The following is a 16,057-nucleotide window of genomic DNA, read 5'->3' as shown; positions in this document are numbered from 1 at the left end:
CGGCGCGGCGCCGGCGGGCCTGCCCGCCGCGGCGGCCGCACCGAACGGCGCGCCGGCCGGCTATCCGCTGTGGGAAAGCGGGCTGCGCACCGAAGTCGCGCGGCTGCTGCGCGAGAATTCGGCCGACGTGATGGACGAGCTCGCGCGCCGCTTCGAGGCAGCCGTGATCCGCGAGGCGCTCGACTTCACGCGCGGCCGCAAGGTCGAAGCCGCCGAGCGGCTCGGCATCGGCCGCAACACGATCACGCGCAAGATCCAGGAATTGCATCTGGAGCCCTGAGCGTGGCACATGGCATGCGCGGGCGCCGCGCATGCCGCGATCGGACATAATCGCGGTTTGCCGTCACGCGGGTTTGTCATGTCCGAATCTTTCCGCTGGCCCGCCGGGGCCGATCCGTTCCGTTATCTCGAAGCGCTCGGCAGCACGCGCGCCCGTGCGTGGGTCGACGAGCAGAATGCGCGCACGCGCGCCGCGCTGCGCGACGACGATGCGTATCGCGCGCTCGCCGCGCGTCTCGCGCAGGCGTATCTGCCGCGCGAGCGCCCGGTGATTCCGACCCGCTGGCGCGACTGGGCCTACGACCTGTGGCAGGACGACCTGCATCCGAAGGGACTGTGGCGCCGCGCGCGCTGGGACGACTGGCGCGCGGGCCGGCCTGACTGGGAAACGCTGCTCGACGTCGACGCGCTCGGCGCCGAAGAGGGCGAGTCGTGGGTGTTCGAGCAGGACGCGATCCTCTATCCGGACGGCGATCGCGCGCTGCTGTCGCTGTCGCCGGGCGGCGCCGATGCGGTCGTCGTGCGCGAATTCGATCTGGTGCAGCGCCGTTTCGTCGACGACGGCTTCACGATCGACACGCCGGGCAATCACACGGTCGGCTGGATCGACCGCGATACCGTCTACGTGAGCTGGGATCGCGGCGAAGCGCATTCGACCGCGGCAGGTTATCCCTATGACGCGCGGCGCTGGGTGCGCGGCACGCCGCTCGCCGACGCGCCGGTCGTGTTTCGCGGCGAGCCCGACGACATCAGCGCGGGCGTGTGGTTCGATCCGATCGACGGCCGCCACGTCGCATGGCGCAGCGTCGACTTCTTCGACGCGCATGCGTACCGGCTGACCGAAGCGGGCGAGTGGGCGCGCTACGACGTGCCGACGCACGTCGAGGTCGGCTTCTGGGAAGGCTGGCTCGTGCTGGAGCCGCGGCTCGACTGGGACTGCGACGGCGTGCGCCATGCGGGCGGCTCGCTGCTAGCGATTCGCGAGCAGGCGTTTCTCGAGGGTTCGCGCGCGTTCACCACGCTGTTCGCGCCGCAGCCTTCGACCTCCGCATGCACGTGGACGCATACGCGCCACACGCTGATCGCGAGCTGGCTCGACGACGTGCACAACCGCACGCTGCTGTGGCAGCCGCATCAGGCCGACGACGGCACCTGGCGCTGGGATGCGCGGCCGTTCGACTGGCCGGGCGACGCGCAGATCGACGTCGAGCCGGTCGAGTCGACGCTGAACGACGAGGTGTACGTGGACGTCGACACCTATCTCGATCCGCCCGAATGCTGGCTGGCCGATCTGGCCGATTGCGCGGCCGATGCGGCGTCGCGCCGCCTGCTGCTCGACCGGCCGCCGGTGCAGTTCGACGCGGCCGGGCTCGTCGTGCGCCGCGCGAGCGCGCGTTCGCGCGACGGCACGCTGGTGCCGTACACGCTGATCGGCCCGCGCGACGCGCTCGACGGCGACGCACGCGTCGCGCGGCCGTGCCTGCTGTCGGGCTACGGCGGCTTCGCGTTGCCGAACCTGCCGGGCTACAGCGACGCGCTCGGCATCGCGTGGCTCGAACGCGGCGGTGTGGCCGCATTCGCGCATATCCGCGGCGGCGGCGAATTCGGGCCGCGCTGGCATGTCGACGCGCAGCGCGAGCACCGGCAGCGCTCGTTCGACGATTTCATCGCGGTGGCCGAGGATCTGATCGCGACCGGCGTGACGACGGCGGCGCAGCTCGGCATCGAGGGCGGCAGCAACGGCGGGCTGCTGGTCGCCGCCTGCATGGTGCAGCGCCCGGCGCTGTTCGGCGCGGTACTGTGCCGCGTGCCGCTGCTCGACATGCGGCGCTATCCGAAGCTGCATGCGGGCGCCGCGTGGCTCGACGAATACGGCGATCCGGACGATCCCGACGAAGGCGCGGCGCTGGCCGCGTATTCGCCGTATCACCGCGTGCGCGAAGGCGTCGCGTATCCGCCGCTGTTGCTGACGACGTCGACGCGCGACGATCGCGTGCATCCCGCGCATGCGCGCAAGATGGCTGCGCGCATGCACGCGCTCGGTCACGACCGGGTGTGGTACTGGGAGAACACCGACGGCGGCCACGGCAGCGCCGACGATCTGGAGCGCGCCGAGTCCGATGCGGCCGAATTCGGTTTTCTGTGGGCCCATCTCGGGCCCGCGCCCGCGCGTCGCTGACGGCGCGCGGGTACGGAGGCGCGCGCCGTCAGCCGACGACCGCGACGACGGGCGTGTGGTCGGACGGTTGTTCCCAGGTGCGCGGCGTGCGATCGACGACGCACGACGTGCAGGTGTCGGCGAGCGCCGGCGACAGCAGGATGTGATCGATGCGCAGCCCCGCGTTGCGGCGGAACGCGAACATCCGGTAGTCCCACCACGTGAAGGTTTTTTCGGGCTGTTCGAAGCGGCGGAACGCATCGACGAAGCCGAGTTCGATCAGCTGCGCGAAGTGCGCGCGCTCCTGCGGCGACACGAGGTTCTGGCCTTCCCATTTCGCGGGATCGTGCACGTCGCGGTCTTCCGGCGCGATGTTGTAGTCGCCGAGCAGCGCGAGCTTCGGGTAGCGCTGCATTTCCGCGCGCAGCCACGCCTGCAGCGCATCGAGCCACTGCATCTTGTAGACGAACTTGTCGGAGTCGGGCGCCTGGCCGTTCGGGAAATACGCGGACACGATGCGCACGCCGTCGATCGTCACGGCGACCACGCGCTGCTGCGGATCGTCGAAGCCGGGGATGTTGCGCACGATGTCCGACTCGTCGAACGGCAGCGTATCGCGCGCGAGGATCGCGACGCCGTTATAGGTCTTCTGTCCCGTGAACCAGCTGCGATAGCCGATCGCCTCGAGGTCGGCGCGCGGGAATTTCTCGTCGGGCAGCTTCAGCTCCTGCAGGCACAGCACGTCGGTCCCGCTTTGCGCGAGCCAGTCGAGCACATGCTGCTTGCGGACGTTGAGCGAGTTGACGTTCCAAGTTGCTATTTTCATTTATCTCTCATCGCCTTATGTGGCGGGCGTTTCCGGGTGATGGACAGCTGAAAAATGGATTTGGCTATCCATCTAGCTACCCGATGTTGTTCGGGTGCGACACAAGCGCCGCCAAACTGGCGGCGGTGATGCCGCTCGAACGCTTGCCGATCTTGACGAGCGTGAGTTTGCCGTCGCGCACCAGATTGTAGACGGTGGCCCGGCAGACGCCGAGCATCTTCGGACCGGACCGCGCAGCGGCGACAAGCAAACGAATATGACAAAAGTGTTGACGTGAGTGCTTAACCACCCTATAATTTATTTCTCTGACGCGGGGTGGAGCAGTCTGGCAGCTCGTCGGGCTCATAACCCGAAGGTCACAGGTTCAAATCCTGTCCCCGCAACCAAGCACACCAGACGATGTGCAGCGCACCGACCGATGCGCGCTTCGTCGACAAGAACCCGGCTCCTGCCGGGTTTTTTGTTTTCCGGCGCCGGTTTCTTGATAGGCGCCGAGGCCGGCTCGAACAGCCCGGCCCTTGCCGACAGTCAACCCGCCGCCCACTCGACGGCGGCCTTCGCATGCAGCGCTGTCGTATCGAACACGGGCAGCGGCGAATCGTTCGCGCCGATCAGCAGCGTGATCTCCGTGCAGCCGAGAATCACCGCCTGCGCGCCGCGCTGCGCGAGCGACTCGATGATCCGCACGTAGGTCGCACGCGATGCCGGCTCGACGATGCCGTGGCACAGCTCGTCGTAGATGATCCGGTGCACGTCGCCGCGCTGGCTGTCGTCGGGCACGAGCACGTCGAGGCCGAACCGGTCGCGCAGCCGCTCCGCATAGAACGGCAGTTCCATCGTATAGCGCGTGCCGAGCAGCGCGACGCGCTCGATGCCCGCGTCGCGCAGCGCCGTGCCGGTCGGATCGGCGATGTGCAGGCACGGCAGCGCGACCGCCGCCTCGATCGCGTCGTACACGCGGTGCATCGTGTTGGTCGTCAGCACGACCAGATCGGCGCCGGCCGCTTCGAGCTGCCGCGCAGCCGCGGCCATCCGCTCGCCGAGCGCGGGCCAGTCGTGCGTGCGCTGCAGCGCCTCGATCTCGGCGAAATCGACCGTCACCAGCACGCTTTTCGCGTTGTGATGCCCGCCGTGCAGCGCCTTCGAATGGCGATTGATCATCCGGTAATACTCGGCCGACGATTCCCAGCTCATGCCGCCGATCAGTCCGATCGTCTTCATCCGTCTCCTGTTGCATTTCGTGTGTTGCGGCAGACGAGTATAGGCGGCCGCGCGCGCGCCCGGCGGTACGATCCGCGCGAAGCGGGCCGGTACGGCACTGCTGCGCGCGGCGGCCGGCCGCCGGCCGCGACAGCACGTGACAGTTGAAACGCCCACTGTGTTTTTGTACAGTATCGGCACCGTGAATCCGACCATCCTTCCGAGCGCCGCTCCAGGCCTGCCGCCGCCGGGCGACGCGCCGCCGCGCGTGCGCAAGATCATCCACTGCGATTGCGACTGCTTCTACGCGTCGGTGGAGATGCGCGACGACCCGTCGCTGCGCAACCGTCCGCTCGCGGTCGGCGGCCGGCCCGACCAGCGCGGCGTGATCGCAACCTGCAATTACGAGGCGCGGCGCTACGGCGTGCATTCGGCGATGTCGTCGGCGCTTGCGATGCGCAAGTGCCCGGACCTGCTGATTCTGCCGTCCGCGATGGACAAGTACCGCGCAGCGTCGCGGCTGATCATGGCGATCTATCGCGACTACACGCCCGACGTCGAGCCGCTGTCGCTCGACGAGGCGTATCTCGACGTCAGCGGGTCGGAGCGCTGCCAGGGCAGCGCGACGCTGATCGCCGCCGAGATCCGCCGGCGCGTGTACGAGACGGTCGGCGTGACGGTGTCGGCCGGCGTCGCGCCGAACAAGTTCATCGCGAAGATCGCGTCCGACTGGAACAAGCCCGACGGCCTGTTCGTCGTGCGGCCGCACGAGGTCGACGCGTTCGTCGCGGCGCTGCCGGTGCGCAAGCTGCACGGCGTCGGCAAGGTGACGGCGTCGCGGCTCGACCGGCTCGGCATCCAGACCTGTGCGCAGCTGCGCGACTGGTCGCTGATCGACCTGCATCGCGAGTTCGGCGCGTTCGGCCGGCGCCTGTACGAACTGGCGCGCGGGATCGACGAGCGGCCGGTGCAGGCCGACCAGGAGCGCAAGTCGGTCAGCGTCGAGACGACCTACGTGACCGACCTGACGACGCTCGAGCAATGCGCGGCGGAAATCCGCCGGCTCGTCGTGCAGCTCGATGCACGGATCGAGCGGGCGGGCGCGCTGCGCGCGATCCGCAAGCTGTACGTGAAGATCCGCTTCGCCGATTTCCAGCGCACGACAGTCGAGTGCGTGGCCGACGCGACCAACGCGGAAACGGCCGTCACGCTGCTCGCGAAAGGGCTGCTGCGGCGCGCGCAGCCGGTGCGACTGCTCGGCGTTGGCGTGCGCATCGACGAAGACACCGCCGAGCGCCACGGGCAGATCTCGCTGTTCGACGACGAACCGCCGGCGCAATAAAAAAGCACCGCCGAAGCGGTGCTTCCGGTGCAGCGAAGGCCGCTGCGCTCAGTGCGCGGGCGACGCCATCCCGTTGTGACGCAGCAGCGCGTCGATCTCCGGCTCGCGGCCGCGGAACGCTTTGAACGACTCCATCGCCGGTCGGCTGCCGCCGACTTCGAGGATCTCGCGGCGATAGCGCGTGCCGGTTGCCGCGTCGAGCACGCTGCCGCTGGCGGCGGCCGCTTCCTCGAACGCCGCGTAGGCATCCGCCGACAGCACTTCGGCCCACTTGTAGCTGTAGTAGCCGGCCGCATAGCCGCCCGCGAAGATGTGGCTGAAGGTGTTCGGCCAGCGCGAGAACGGCGCCTGCGGAATCACGTGATAGCGCTCGTTGATCTCGCGCGCGAACGCGTTCACGCCGGTCGCGCCGGCCGGATCGAAATCGACGTGCAGCAGCATGTCGAACATCGAGAACACGATCTGGCGCAGCGTGCCGAGCCCGCTCTGGAAGTTCTTCGCGGCGATCATCTTGTCGAACAGCGCGCGCGGCAGCGACGCGCCGGTATCGACGTGCGACGACATCGACGACAGCACGTCCCATTCCCAGCAGAAGTTTTCCATGAACTGCGACGGCAGCTCGACCGCATCCCATTCGACGCCGTTGATGCCCGACACGCCGAGTTCGTCGACGCGCGTGAGCATGTGATGCAGCCCGTGGCCGAACTCGTGGAACAGCGTGATCACCTCGTCGTGCGTGAAGCAGGCGGGCTTGCCGCCGACCGGCGCCGAGAAGTTGCAGGTCAGGTAGGCGACCGGCGTCTGCACGCCGTCGTCGCGCTTCGCGCGCGAGCGCGCGTCGTCCATCCACGCGCCGCCGCGCTTGCCTTCGCGCGCATACAGGTCCAGATAGAACTGCGCGACGAGCGAGCCGTCGCGGTTCTCGACGCGGAAGAAGCGCACGTCCTTGTGCCAGACCGGCGCGTCGTCGGGCTTGATCTGCACGCCGAACAGCGTCTCGGTGACGGTGAACAGCCCCTTGAGCACGGCCGGTTCCGGGAAGTATTGCTTGACCTCGTTTTCGGAGAACGCATAGCGCTGCTGGCGCAGCTTTTCGGCCGCGTACGCGACGTCCCACGGCGCCAGCTCGCTCAAGCCCAGCTCCTTCGCGGCGAATGCGCGCAGCTCGTCCCAGTCCTTGTCCGCGTGCGGACGCGCGCGCGTGGCGAGATCCTCGAGGAACGCGATCACCTGTTGCGGCGACTCGGCCATCTTCGGCGCGAGCGACACTTCGGCGAAGTTGCGGTAGCCGAGCATCTGCGCTTCTTCGCGGCGCAGCTTCAGTTCGTCGGCGACGATTGCCGTGTTGTCCCATTCGGCCTTGCCGCCGCCGTATTGCGGCCCGAGTTCCGACGCGCGCGTCGCATACGCGCGGTACAGCGTTTCGCGCATCGCGCGATTTTCCGCGTACTGCAGCACCGGGAAATACGACGGGAAGTGCAGCGTGAATTTCCAGCCGTCCTTGCCGTCCTTCTGCGCGGCTTCGCGGGCGGCTTCGATCGCGTCGCCGGGCAGGCCGGCCAGCTCGGCCTCGTCCTGCGCGAAGTACGCATACGCGTTGGTCGCGTCGAGCACGTGGTCGGAGAATGCCTTCGACAGCGCAGCCTGCTGTTCCTGCAGTTCGGCGAAGCGCGGCTTCTGGTCCTCGGGCAGTTCGGCGCCCGACAGGCGGAAGTCGCGCAGCGCGTTGTCGAGGATCTTGCGGCGCTCGACCGACAGCGTCGCGTATTCGGCACCCGCGGCGATCGCCTTGTACTTCTCGTACAGCGCAAGGTTCTGGCCGACGCTCGACCAGAACTCGGTCACGCGCGGCAGGTTCTCGCCGTAGGCGGCGCGCAGCTCGGGCGTATCGGCGACCGCGTTCAGGTGACCGACGATGCCCCACGCACGGCCGAGCGGCTCGGTCGCATGCTCGACCGTCTCGACGACGTCGGCCCAGGTCGCCGGCGTCGTGGGCGCGCTCGCGGCGTCGACCGCGCGGTTGGCCGCCTCGAGCAGCGTGTCGAGCGCGGGCGTCACGTGTTCCGGGCGGATCTCGCCGAAGCGGGGCAGGCCGGAGAAATCGAGAAGCGGGTTGGAATTGGCGCTGGCGGACATAAGACTCCCTGTCTGTTGCCGGATGAACCGGGATGAAAAGGGTAAGGCGCGGCGGCGGCGCCCGATACCGACATTATTGGGGCGCATCGCGCGCTTTCCAATCGTTAGTTTCTAACGACGCGATTGACGCGGGGTCGGATGCGGGGCGGGCGGCCGCGACACGACGCGGCCGGCGGGACGCCGGCGCGCGCACGCGCGCCGGTCGGGAGAGGGGGGCTCAGACGGCTGCGGCGGCGCGCTCGGCGGATTCGATCGTGTTGATCAGCAGCATCGTGATCGTCATCGGGCCGACGCCGCCCGGTACAGGCGTGATGTAGCCGGCGACTTCCTTCACGCCCGCGAAATCGACGTCGCCGCACAGCTTGCCCGCGTCGTCGCGGTTCATGCCGACGTCGATCACCGTCGCGCCCGGCTTCACCATGTCGGCCGTCAGGATGTTGCGCTTGCCGACCGCCGCGACGACGATGTCGGCTTGTCGCGTGTGCGCGGCGAGGTCGCGCGTCTTGCTGTGGCAGATCGTCACGGTGGCGCCGGCGTCGAGCAGCATCATCGCCATCGGCTTGCCGACGATGTTCGAGCGGCCGATCACGACCGCGTTCGCGCCCTGCAGCGGAATCCGGTGCGCTTCGAACATCTTCATCACGCCGTACGGCGTGCACGGGCGGAACAGCGGCTTGCCGGTCATCAGCCCGCCGGCGTTCGCGACGTGGAAGCCGTCGACGTCCTTCTCCGGCGCGATCGCTTCGATCACCTTGTGGCTGTCGATATGCGCGGGCAGCGGCAGCTGGACGAGGATCCCGTGGATCTTCGGATCGCGGTTCAGCGCATCGATGCGCGCGAGCAGGTCGGCCTCCGACAGCGATGCCGGGTGCGCCTCTTTCAGCGAGTAGAAGCCGTTGTCCTCGCACGCCTTGATCTTGTTGCGCACATAGACTTCGCTGGCCGGATTGTCGCCGACCAGGATCACCGCGAGGCCGGGCTGGTGGCCGCGGGCGGTCAGCGCGGCGGCGCGTTCGGCGGCCTGGGCGCGCAAGGTCTTCGAGAGGGCGTTGCCGTCGATGAGGAGGGCTGTCATGGTGGTGGGTCCTGCCGGGAAGTTGGAATGCGGGCGTGCGGCGCCCGCAAGCGCCGCAGCAAAGCACGGAATTATACCGTCCGCCTGCTGCCGTCCGACAGCGAATGCACGGGAAGCGTCATGCACGGGCGCTCGCACGACGCGGGGAAACGCCGCCGCCGCGCGAGCGGGCCGCGTCGCGCGGCGGGGCGGGGCGGCGGCGCGGCCGGCCGGGCAGGGCTGCCCGGCGCCGCGCCGCAAGGTCAGGCCTGCTTCTTCGACAGCGCGAGGCGCAGCAGGTCGGCCACCGTATTGACGTTGAGCTTTTCCATGATGTTCGCGCGGTGCGCTTCGACCGTCTTGATGCTGATGCCGAGGTCGTCGGCGATCTGCTTGTTCAGGCGGCCGGCGATGATCCGTTCGAGCACCTGCTGCTCGCGCGCGGTCAGCTTCGACAGGCGTTCGCTCGCGGCGCGCTGTTCCTGGACGCTCTTGCTTTCGCTTCGGGCCTTGTCGAGCATCCGCTCGACGAGCTTGCGCAGCTCGGCTTCGTCGAACGGTTTCTCGATAAAGTCCATCGCACCCTTTTTCATCGTCGACACGGCCATCGGCACGTCGCCGTGACCGGTGACGAAGATGATCGGCAGCGCGGCGTTGTCGGCGATCAGGCGCTCCTGCAGTTCGAGGCCGCTCATGCCCGACATCCGCACGTCGAGGATCAGGCAAGCGATCTGGCCGGCCTGCTGCGCCGGCTGGTACGCATCGAGAAACTGCTCGGCGCTCGAGAAGCACTGCACGCGATAGCCGTTCGCCTCCAGCAGCCAGCGCAGCGAGTCCCGCACGGCCTCGTCGTCGTCGACGACAAAGACGGTTTCCTGAGTGGTGGTGACAGGGCTATTCATAGTTCTCCCGTAACGGTATGTGATGCCGATGCCTCGCGCCCCCCTTGGCCGAGATCAGCGGGTTCCCCAATGGGCAGGCTGCAGTGGAACGTCGCGCCGGAAATGCGGCCGTCCGGCTCGACGTTGTTGACCACCCACAGGCGCCCCCGATGCGATTCGATGATCGAACGGCAGATGTTCAGCCCCATGCCCATGCCGTCGGACTTGGTGCTGTAAAACGGTTCGAACAGGCGTTCGGCGGTCGCTTCGTCGACGCCTGGACCCTGGTCGATCACGCGGATGTCGACGAAGCCCGCGTCGATGTCGGCGACGACGCGGATCACGCCGTCCGCCGACGCCGGCTTCACGTCGGCCATCGCTTCGGCCGCGTTCTTCATCAGGTTCACGAGCACCTGCTCGATCAGCACGGGGTCGACATAAATAATAGGCATTCTTGCGAGGATTTCCGTGACGATCCGGATCCTGCGCTTGCGGGCCTCGATTTCGGCGAGCCCGACCGCGTCCGCGACGATGTCCGCGACGCGCGCCGGCTGGCGCTTCGGCTCGCTGCGCTTCACGAATTCGCGGATGCGCTTGACGATCATCCCCGCGCGCAGCGCCTGCTGCGCGGTCTTTTCGAGCGCGGGCTGCAGCGTCTCCGGCGTGCCGCGCCCGCTCTTGACGAGCGCGAGCGTGCCCGAGCAATAGTTGTTGATCGCCGCGAGCGGCTGGTTCAGTTCGTGAGCAATCGACGACGCCATTTCGCCCATCGTCATCAATCGGCTCGTGAACTGCAGCTTCTCTTCCTGCTGATGCGCGAGCTCCTGCGCCTTCTTGCGGGTCGTGATGTCGGTCGCGATCTGCATCTGCGCGAGGTGGCCGTCGACCCACTGGATGTACTGGCGGCGCACCTCGAACCATTTCTGGATGCTCTCGACGTACACCTCCTGCGCATCGGCGGCGCTGCTCGTCAGCGCGGCGGCGGGCAGGCCGGCGAACGCATCGACCATGTCGATCGAGTCGGACGAGGCCTGCGCGCGGTCGAAGCCGCCGCCGGACAGTTCGAGATGGCCGTCGGGGCGGATGCCGAACAGGTGGCGGTAGTAGCGGTTCGCGAACAGCAGCTCGGCCTCGTCGGCGGCGAGCACCGACACCGCGGCGTCGAGGCTTTCGAGCACCGTCGTGAAGCGCTCGTGCGCGGCGGCGAGTTCTTCTCTCGCGCGCTTCGGCTCGGTGATGTCGGTCATCGACGACATCCAGCCGGTCTGGCGGCCCGAGCTGTCGATCAGCGGCGATACGTAGAGGCGCGCATGGAACAACGTGCCGTTCTTGCGGCGCACGCGCAGCTCGAAGCCCGAGCTCGGCGCCTTGCCGCGCAGCGTCATGTCGAGCTGGCGCTGCATTTCGGGGTAGGCGTCGCGCGGCCAGTACGGGAACGGCGCGACCTTGCCGACGAGATCGGTTTCGTCCCAGCCGGTCATCCGGCAGAACGCGGGGTTCACGTGCGTGATGCGGCCGTGCATGTCGAGCACGCGCATGCCGATCAGCACCGAGTTTTCCATCGCGCGGCGGAAGAACGCTTCCGCGTACAGCGCCTGCTGCGCCTCGAAGCGCTGCCGCGTGTGCTTCCACAGGCTCCAGAGGCTCCACAGCACGAAGCACGACAGGCCCGCGACGAGCCAGACGAGCGTATTGTTGGTCAGGTTGGTGAGCTGCGGGAATGCGTAGACGCGCACGGTCAGCCCCTGGCCGGGCGGATCGAGCGGCAGGTCGTAGTGCGAGTCGCGCGGCAGGCGCGGGCGCGTCGACGTCGACGACAGCTCGCGGTTGTTCGCGTCGGTGATCGAGATCTTGTACTTCGACGACAGCTCCTGCGGGATGTCGTGCTTCAGGATCCCCTCGACCGAGAACACCGCGGCGATCGAGCCGAGATAGTCGCGGTCGCCGCGCATCACGGGCGTCTGCAGCGTGATGTAGCCGTTGCCGAAGTCGTCGTAGGTCAGCGGCGAATAGGCCTGGCGGCGCGAGCTGCGCGCCTCGTCGTAGGCGCCGCGCACGGCGTCCTGCAACTGCGCGTCGCCGGGCTTCGCGAGTCGCTGGCCGAGCAGCGGCGGATGCACGGCCGGCCAGCGCTGCACGCCGGGCGCGGTATACCAGTTCAGGTAAAGGATTTCGGGATGCGTCTGCATCACGTCCGCGACCGCCATCTGGAATGCGTTCTGGTCGAGGCGGCCCGATGCGAGGTCGCGCGACAGCGCCTGCAGCTGTTCCTGCGCGCCCGTCATCGACAGGCGGATCTGCTGCTGTGCCCACGCGACGTTGCGGAACAGCGTGTCTTCCTGCTGCTGCTGTTCGCGGCGGTTGAGGCTCCATAGAATGAGGCTCATCACCACCAGAAACACGAGGATCGACAGCAGCGGCGTCAGCAAATAGGAATTGGACCACCACGGTCCGTGGTGCCAACGGGACGGCTGCGACTCCGCCGGCGGGCCCGACGGTCGCGCCGAGCGTGCGAAAAGCCGATCGGTCAACATGGCAGGATTGTAGCGCAGCGCAATACATGGAAAACCTATACCGGATATGTTGAACGGAAACGGATTTGTGCCGGCGGAACGGGCCGGAGAGCCCCGAAATATGGGTGCGGCGCAGCAATATTCCGCATTACGAGAAAAGATCTCATAATTCGAAAATTTTGTTGCGCGCGGCCGGACAGGCTCATTACAATCCGCTGGAGCTTGCCCGCAGCCGGCCGCGTCGCGTCGTCTGCACGAGTGCGATCCTCACATTCCAGGACCCAGGAGACGAGAATGTCCGCTGTACCGAACGAAGTGATGAAATATGTCGCCGCCGAGCGTGACGACGACCCGCAAGAAACCGTCGAATGGCTCGAAGCGCTCGACGGCGTGATCTCCTCCGTGGGCACCGGCCGCGCGCACTACCTGATCGAAAAGCAGATCGAATTCGCGCGCATGCACGGCGAACACCTGCCGTTCTCCGCGAACACCCCGTACATCAACACGATTCCGGTCGAAGCCCAGGCGAAGATTCCGGGCGACCAGGACGTCGAGCACCGCATCCGTTCGTACACGCGCTGGAACGCGCTGGCGATGGTGCTGCGCGCCGGCAAGGACACGAACGTCGGCGGCCACATCGCGTCGTTCGCGTCGGCCGCGACGCTCTACGACGTCGGCTACAACCATTTCTGGCACGCCCCGTCCGATCAGCACGGCGGCGATCTCGTGTTCGTGCAGGGCCACTCGTCGCCGGGCGTCTACTCGCGCGCGTTCCTGCTCGGCCGCCTGAGCGAGGAGCAGCTCGACAACTTCCGCCAGGAAGTCGGCGGCAACGGCATCTCGTCGTACCCGCACCCGTGGCTGATGCCGGACTTCTGGCAGTTCCCGACCGTGTCGATGGGCCTCGGCCCGATCATGGCGATCTACCAGGCACGCTTCATGAAGTACCTCGAAGCGCGCGGCATCGCGAAGACGGAAGGCCGCAAGGTGTGGGCGTTCCTCGGCGACGGCGAGACCGACGAACCGGAATCGCTCGGCGCGATCGGGATGGCGAGCCGCGAGAAGCTCGACAACCTCGTGTTCGTGATCAACTGCAACCTGCAGCGCCTGGACGGCCCGGTGCGCGGCAACGGCAAGATCATCCAGGAACTGGAGTCGGAATTCCGCGGCGCCGGCTGGAACGTGATCAAGGTCATCTGGGGCAGCCGCTGGGATGCGCTGTTCGCGCGTGACAAGACGGGCGCGCTGATGCGCCGCATGATGGAAGTCGTCGACGGCGAATACCAGACCTACAAGTCGGAGTCGGGCGCGTTCGTCCGCGAGCACTTCTTCAACACGCCGGAACTGAAGGCGCTCGTCGCCGACTGGTCCGACGACGACATCTGGAACCTGAACCGCGGCGGCCACGATCCGCACAAGATCTACGCGGCGTTCCACGAAGCCAGCCACACCAAGGGCGCGCCCACCGTGATCCTCGCGAAGACGATCAAGGGCTACGGGATGGGCGAGTCGGGCCAGGCGATGAACATCACGCACCAGCAGAAGAAGCTGCCGGTCGAGCAACTGAAGAAGTTCCGCGACCAGTTCCGCCTGCCGATCACCGACGAGCAGATCGCCGACGTGCCGTACCTGAAGTTCGAGGAAGGCTCGAAGGAGCTCGAATACATGCGCAAGCAGCGCATGGACCTCGGCGGCTACCTGCCGCAGCGCCGCGAGAAGGCGACCTCGCTGCCGGTGCCGGCGCTCGATGCGTTCGAGCCGCTGCTGAAGGGCACGGGCGAAGGCCGCGAGATCTCGACGACGATGGCGTTCGTGCGGATCCTGAACATCCTGCTGAAGGACAAGGCACTCGGCAAGCGCGTCGTGCCGATCGTCCCGGACGAGTCGCGCACGTTCGGCATGGAAGGCCTGTTCCGCCAGATCGGCATCTGGAACCAGCAGGGCCAGAAGTACGTGCCGGAAGATTCCGACCAGCTGATGTTCTACAAGGAATCGGAAACCGGCCAGATCCTGCAGGAGGGCATCAACGAAGCGGGCGGCATGTGCGACTGGATCGCGGCGGCGACGTCGTACTCGACGCACGGCGAGATCATGGTGCCGTTCTACATCTTCTACTCGATGTTCGGCTTCCAGCGGATCGGCGACCTGGCCTGGGCGGCGGGCGACATGCGCTCGCGCGGCTTCCTGCTCGGCGGCACCGCGGGCCGCACGACGCTGAACGGCGAAGGCCTGCAGCACGAAGACGGCCACTCGCTGCTGTGGGCGGCATCGGTGCCGAACTGCGTGAGCTACGACCCGACCTTCGGCTACGAACTCGCGGTGATCATCCAGGACGGCCTGCGCCGCATGGTGCAGGACCAGGAAGACGTGTACTACTACATCACGGTGATGAACGAGAACTACGAGCACCCGGCGATTCCGCAGGGCGAGCACGTGGCGGCCGACATCATCAAGGGCATGTACGCGTTCCGCAAGGCCGACGCCAGCAAGAAGGCGCCGCGCGTGCAACTGCTCGGCGCGGGCACGATCTTCAACGAAGTGATCGCTGCCGCCGACCTGCTGAAGAACGACTGGGGCGTCGCCGCCGACCTCTGGAGCGTGCCGAGCTTCACCGAACTCGCGCGTGAAGGCCACGAGGTCGAGCGCTGGAACCTGCTCCATCCGACCGAGGAGCGCCGCCTGTCGCACGTGCAGCAATGCCTGAAGGACACGCAGGGCCCGGTGATCGCATCGACCGACTACGTGCGCGCGCTGGTCGACCAGATCCGCGGCCAGATCGACCGCCGCTTCGTCGTGCTGGGCACCGACGGCTACGGCCGTTCGGACACCCGTGCGAACCTGCGTCACTTCTTCGAGGTCGACCGTTACTGGGTCACCGTCGCCGCACTCAACGCGCTGGCCGACGAAGGCACGATCGAGCGCAAGGTGGTCGCCGACGCGATCGCCAAGTACAACCTCGATCCGTCCAAGCCCAACCCGATGACGGTTTAACCCACACGCCGTGTGATGCCGCGCGCCGCTTCCGGGAGGGGCGCGCGCGGCCATGGAGACACCAAAAGATGAGTCAAGCGATCGAAGTGAAGGTGCCGGATATCGGCGATTACAAGGACGTGCCGGTGATCGAGATCGGCGTGAAGGTCGGCGACACGGTCGAGCCCGAGCAGTCGCTCGTCACGCTCGAGTCCGACAAGGCGACGATGGACGTCCCGAGCCCGGTGGCGGGCGTCGTGAAGGAGATCAAGGTCAAGGTCGGCGATTCCGTGTCGGAAGGCTCGCTGATCGTCCTGCTCGAAGGCGGCGGTGCCGCTGCGCAGCCGAACGGTGCGGCTGCAGCGGCTCCGGCCCCCGCTCCGGCGGCGGCCCCGGCACCGGCTGCTGCGGCGCCGGCCGCAGCCGGCGGCACGCTCGAAGTGAAGGTGCCGGATATCGGCGACTACAAGGACGTGCCGGTCATCGAGATCGGCGTGAAGGTCGGCGACACGGTCGAGAAGGAGCAGTCGCTCGTCACGCTCGAGTCGGACAAGGCGACGATGGACGTGCCGAGCCCGGCCGCGGGCGTCGTGAAGGACATCAAGGTCAAGGTCGGCGATGCCGTGTCGGAAGGTTCGCTGATCGTGCTGCTGGAAGCCGCCGGCGCCGCGCCGGCTGCGGCACCCAGCGCACCGGCT

The 16,057-nt window shown here is 67.5% G+C and carries 12 protein-coding genes and 1 tRNA gene; 6 read left to right on the top strand and 7 right to left on the bottom strand.

Translation table 11 applies throughout. The features are described from left to right. Together BST28156_RS33420 and BST28156_RS33415 are read left to right on the top strand one after the other, a co-directional pair. The coding region (locus tag BST28156_RS33420; protein ID WP_302478095.1) for a helix-turn-helix domain-containing protein at positions 1-280 on the top strand (280 nt) is incomplete at its 5' end. A 78-nt stretch (positions 281-358) separates the two neighbouring features. Then, positions 359-2,458, top strand: coding sequence for a prolyl oligopeptidase family serine peptidase (locus BST28156_RS33415; protein ID WP_174904474.1), 2,100 nt, complete (start codon positions 359-361; stop codon positions 2,456-2,458). Between the two features lie 28 nt (positions 2,459-2,486). Here the strand turns inward: BST28156_RS33415 and xth are convergent, their stop codons facing one another. Further along, on the bottom strand, positions 2,487-3,263 hold the full coding sequence (xth, locus tag BST28156_RS33410) for an exodeoxyribonuclease III (protein ID WP_060245297.1): 777 nt from the start codon (positions 3,261-3,263) through the stop codon (positions 2,487-2,489). 76 nt (positions 3,264-3,339) lie between these two features. Then, a complete protein-coding gene (locus tag BST28156_RS33405) occupies positions 3,340-3,480 on the bottom strand; it encodes a helix-turn-helix transcriptional regulator (RefSeq protein ID WP_174904473.1) in 141 nt (46 codons plus the stop codon). Between the two features lie 92 nt (positions 3,481-3,572). On the opposite strand from BST28156_RS33405, the gene BST28156_RS33400 reads away from it, so the two are divergent. Next, positions 3,573-3,649: transfer RNA gene (locus tag BST28156_RS33400), tRNA-Met, on the top strand. Between the two features lie 142 nt (positions 3,650-3,791). On the opposite strand, the gene BST28156_RS33395 is transcribed toward BST28156_RS33400, so the two are convergent. Further along, positions 3,792-4,484 carry an aspartate/glutamate racemase family protein gene (locus tag BST28156_RS33395; RefSeq protein ID WP_174904472.1) on the bottom strand — a complete coding sequence of 231 codons (693 nt, stop codon included), beginning with the start codon at positions 4,482-4,484 and terminating at the stop codon, positions 3,792-3,794. Positions 4,485-4,641: 157 nt separating this feature from the next. On the opposite strand from BST28156_RS33395, the gene dinB reads away from it, so the two are divergent. Continuing rightward, positions 4,642-5,805: a DNA polymerase IV gene (dinB, locus tag BST28156_RS33390; RefSeq protein ID WP_174904471.1), complete on the top strand. Its 1,164-nt coding sequence runs from the start codon at positions 4,642-4,644 to the stop codon at positions 5,803-5,805. A gap of 48 nt (positions 5,806-5,853) precedes the next feature. Here the strand turns inward: dinB and BST28156_RS33385 are convergent, their stop codons facing one another. From BST28156_RS33385 to fixL, 4 genes are all read right to left on the bottom strand, one after another. Next, positions 5,854-7,941, bottom strand: coding sequence for a M3 family metallopeptidase (locus BST28156_RS33385; RefSeq protein ID WP_174904470.1), 2,088 nt, complete (start codon positions 7,939-7,941; stop codon positions 5,854-5,856). Positions 7,942-8,158: 217 nt separating this feature from the next. Then, positions 8,159-9,016 (bottom strand): bifunctional methylenetetrahydrofolate dehydrogenase/methenyltetrahydrofolate cyclohydrolase FolD, encoded by an 858-nt coding sequence (gene folD, locus BST28156_RS33380; RefSeq protein ID WP_174904469.1) that lies wholly within the window; start codon positions 9,014-9,016, stop codon positions 8,159-8,161. A gap of 242 nt (positions 9,017-9,258) precedes the next feature. Continuing rightward, a complete protein-coding gene (gene fixJ, locus BST28156_RS33375) occupies positions 9,259-9,897 on the bottom strand; it encodes an oxygen response regulator transcription factor FixJ (RefSeq protein WP_006493245.1) in 639 nt (212 codons plus the stop codon). Then, positions 9,894-12,410: an oxygen sensor histidine kinase FixL gene (fixL, locus tag BST28156_RS33370; RefSeq protein ID WP_174904468.1), complete on the bottom strand. Its 2,517-nt coding sequence runs from the start codon at positions 12,408-12,410 to the stop codon at positions 9,894-9,896. Before fixL ends, fixJ begins: the two co-directional genes overlap by 4 nt. Positions 12,411-12,683: 273 nt before the next feature. Between fixL and aceE the strand changes: the two genes are divergently transcribed. After that, complete coding sequence (aceE, locus tag BST28156_RS33365; protein WP_060245292.1) at positions 12,684-15,380, top strand: pyruvate dehydrogenase (acetyl-transferring), homodimeric type; 2,697 nt, start codon at positions 12,684-12,686, stop codon at positions 15,378-15,380. Between the two features lie 68 nt (positions 15,381-15,448). Continuing rightward, positions 15,449-16,057, top strand: a 609-nt coding sequence (locus BST28156_RS33360) for a biotin/lipoyl-containing protein (protein WP_302478094.1), incomplete at its 3' end; no start/stop codon positions are given.

The organism is Burkholderia pseudomultivorans (assembly GCF_902499075.1).
In the GTDB taxonomy this organism is placed as follows: Bacteria; Pseudomonadota; Gammaproteobacteria; order Burkholderiales; family Burkholderiaceae; genus Burkholderia; species Burkholderia pseudomultivorans.
The sequence above is the reverse complement of the archived record's forward strand: the minus strand, read 5'-3'. Positions and strand labels throughout refer to the sequence as shown.

Bases quoted from the DNA above. Each gene is read 5' to 3' on its own strand.
- BST28156_RS33395 (WP_174904472.1), bottom strand. From the start codon at position 4,484: ATGAAGACGATCGGACTGATCGGCGGCATGAGCTGGGAATCGTCGGCC.
- fixJ (WP_006493245.1), bottom strand. From the start codon at position 9,897: ATGAATAGCCCTGTCACCACCACTCAGGAAACCGTCTTTGTCGTCGAC.
- BST28156_RS33385 (WP_174904470.1), bottom strand. From the start codon at position 7,941: ATGTCCGCCAGCGCCAATTCCAACCCGCTTCTCGATTTCTCCGGCCTG.
- folD (WP_174904469.1), bottom strand. From the start codon at position 9,016: ATGACAGCCCTCCTCATCGACGGCAACGCCCTCTCGAAGACCTTGCGC.
- xth (WP_060245297.1), bottom strand. From the start codon at position 3,263: ATGAAAATAGCAACTTGGAACGTCAACTCGCTCAACGTCCGCAAGCAG.
- fixL (WP_174904468.1), bottom strand. From the start codon at position 12,410: ATGTTGACCGATCGGCTTTTCGCACGCTCGGCGCGACCGTCGGGCCCG.
- BST28156_RS33405 (WP_174904473.1), bottom strand. From the start codon at position 3,480: ATGCTCGGCGTCTGCCGGGCCACCGTCTACAATCTGGTGCGCGACGGC.
- aceE (WP_060245292.1), top strand. From the start codon at position 12,684: ATGTCCGCTGTACCGAACGAAGTGATGAAATATGTCGCCGCCGAGCGT.
- BST28156_RS33415 (WP_174904474.1), top strand. From the start codon at position 359: ATGTCCGAATCTTTCCGCTGGCCCGCCGGGGCCGATCCGTTCCGTTAT.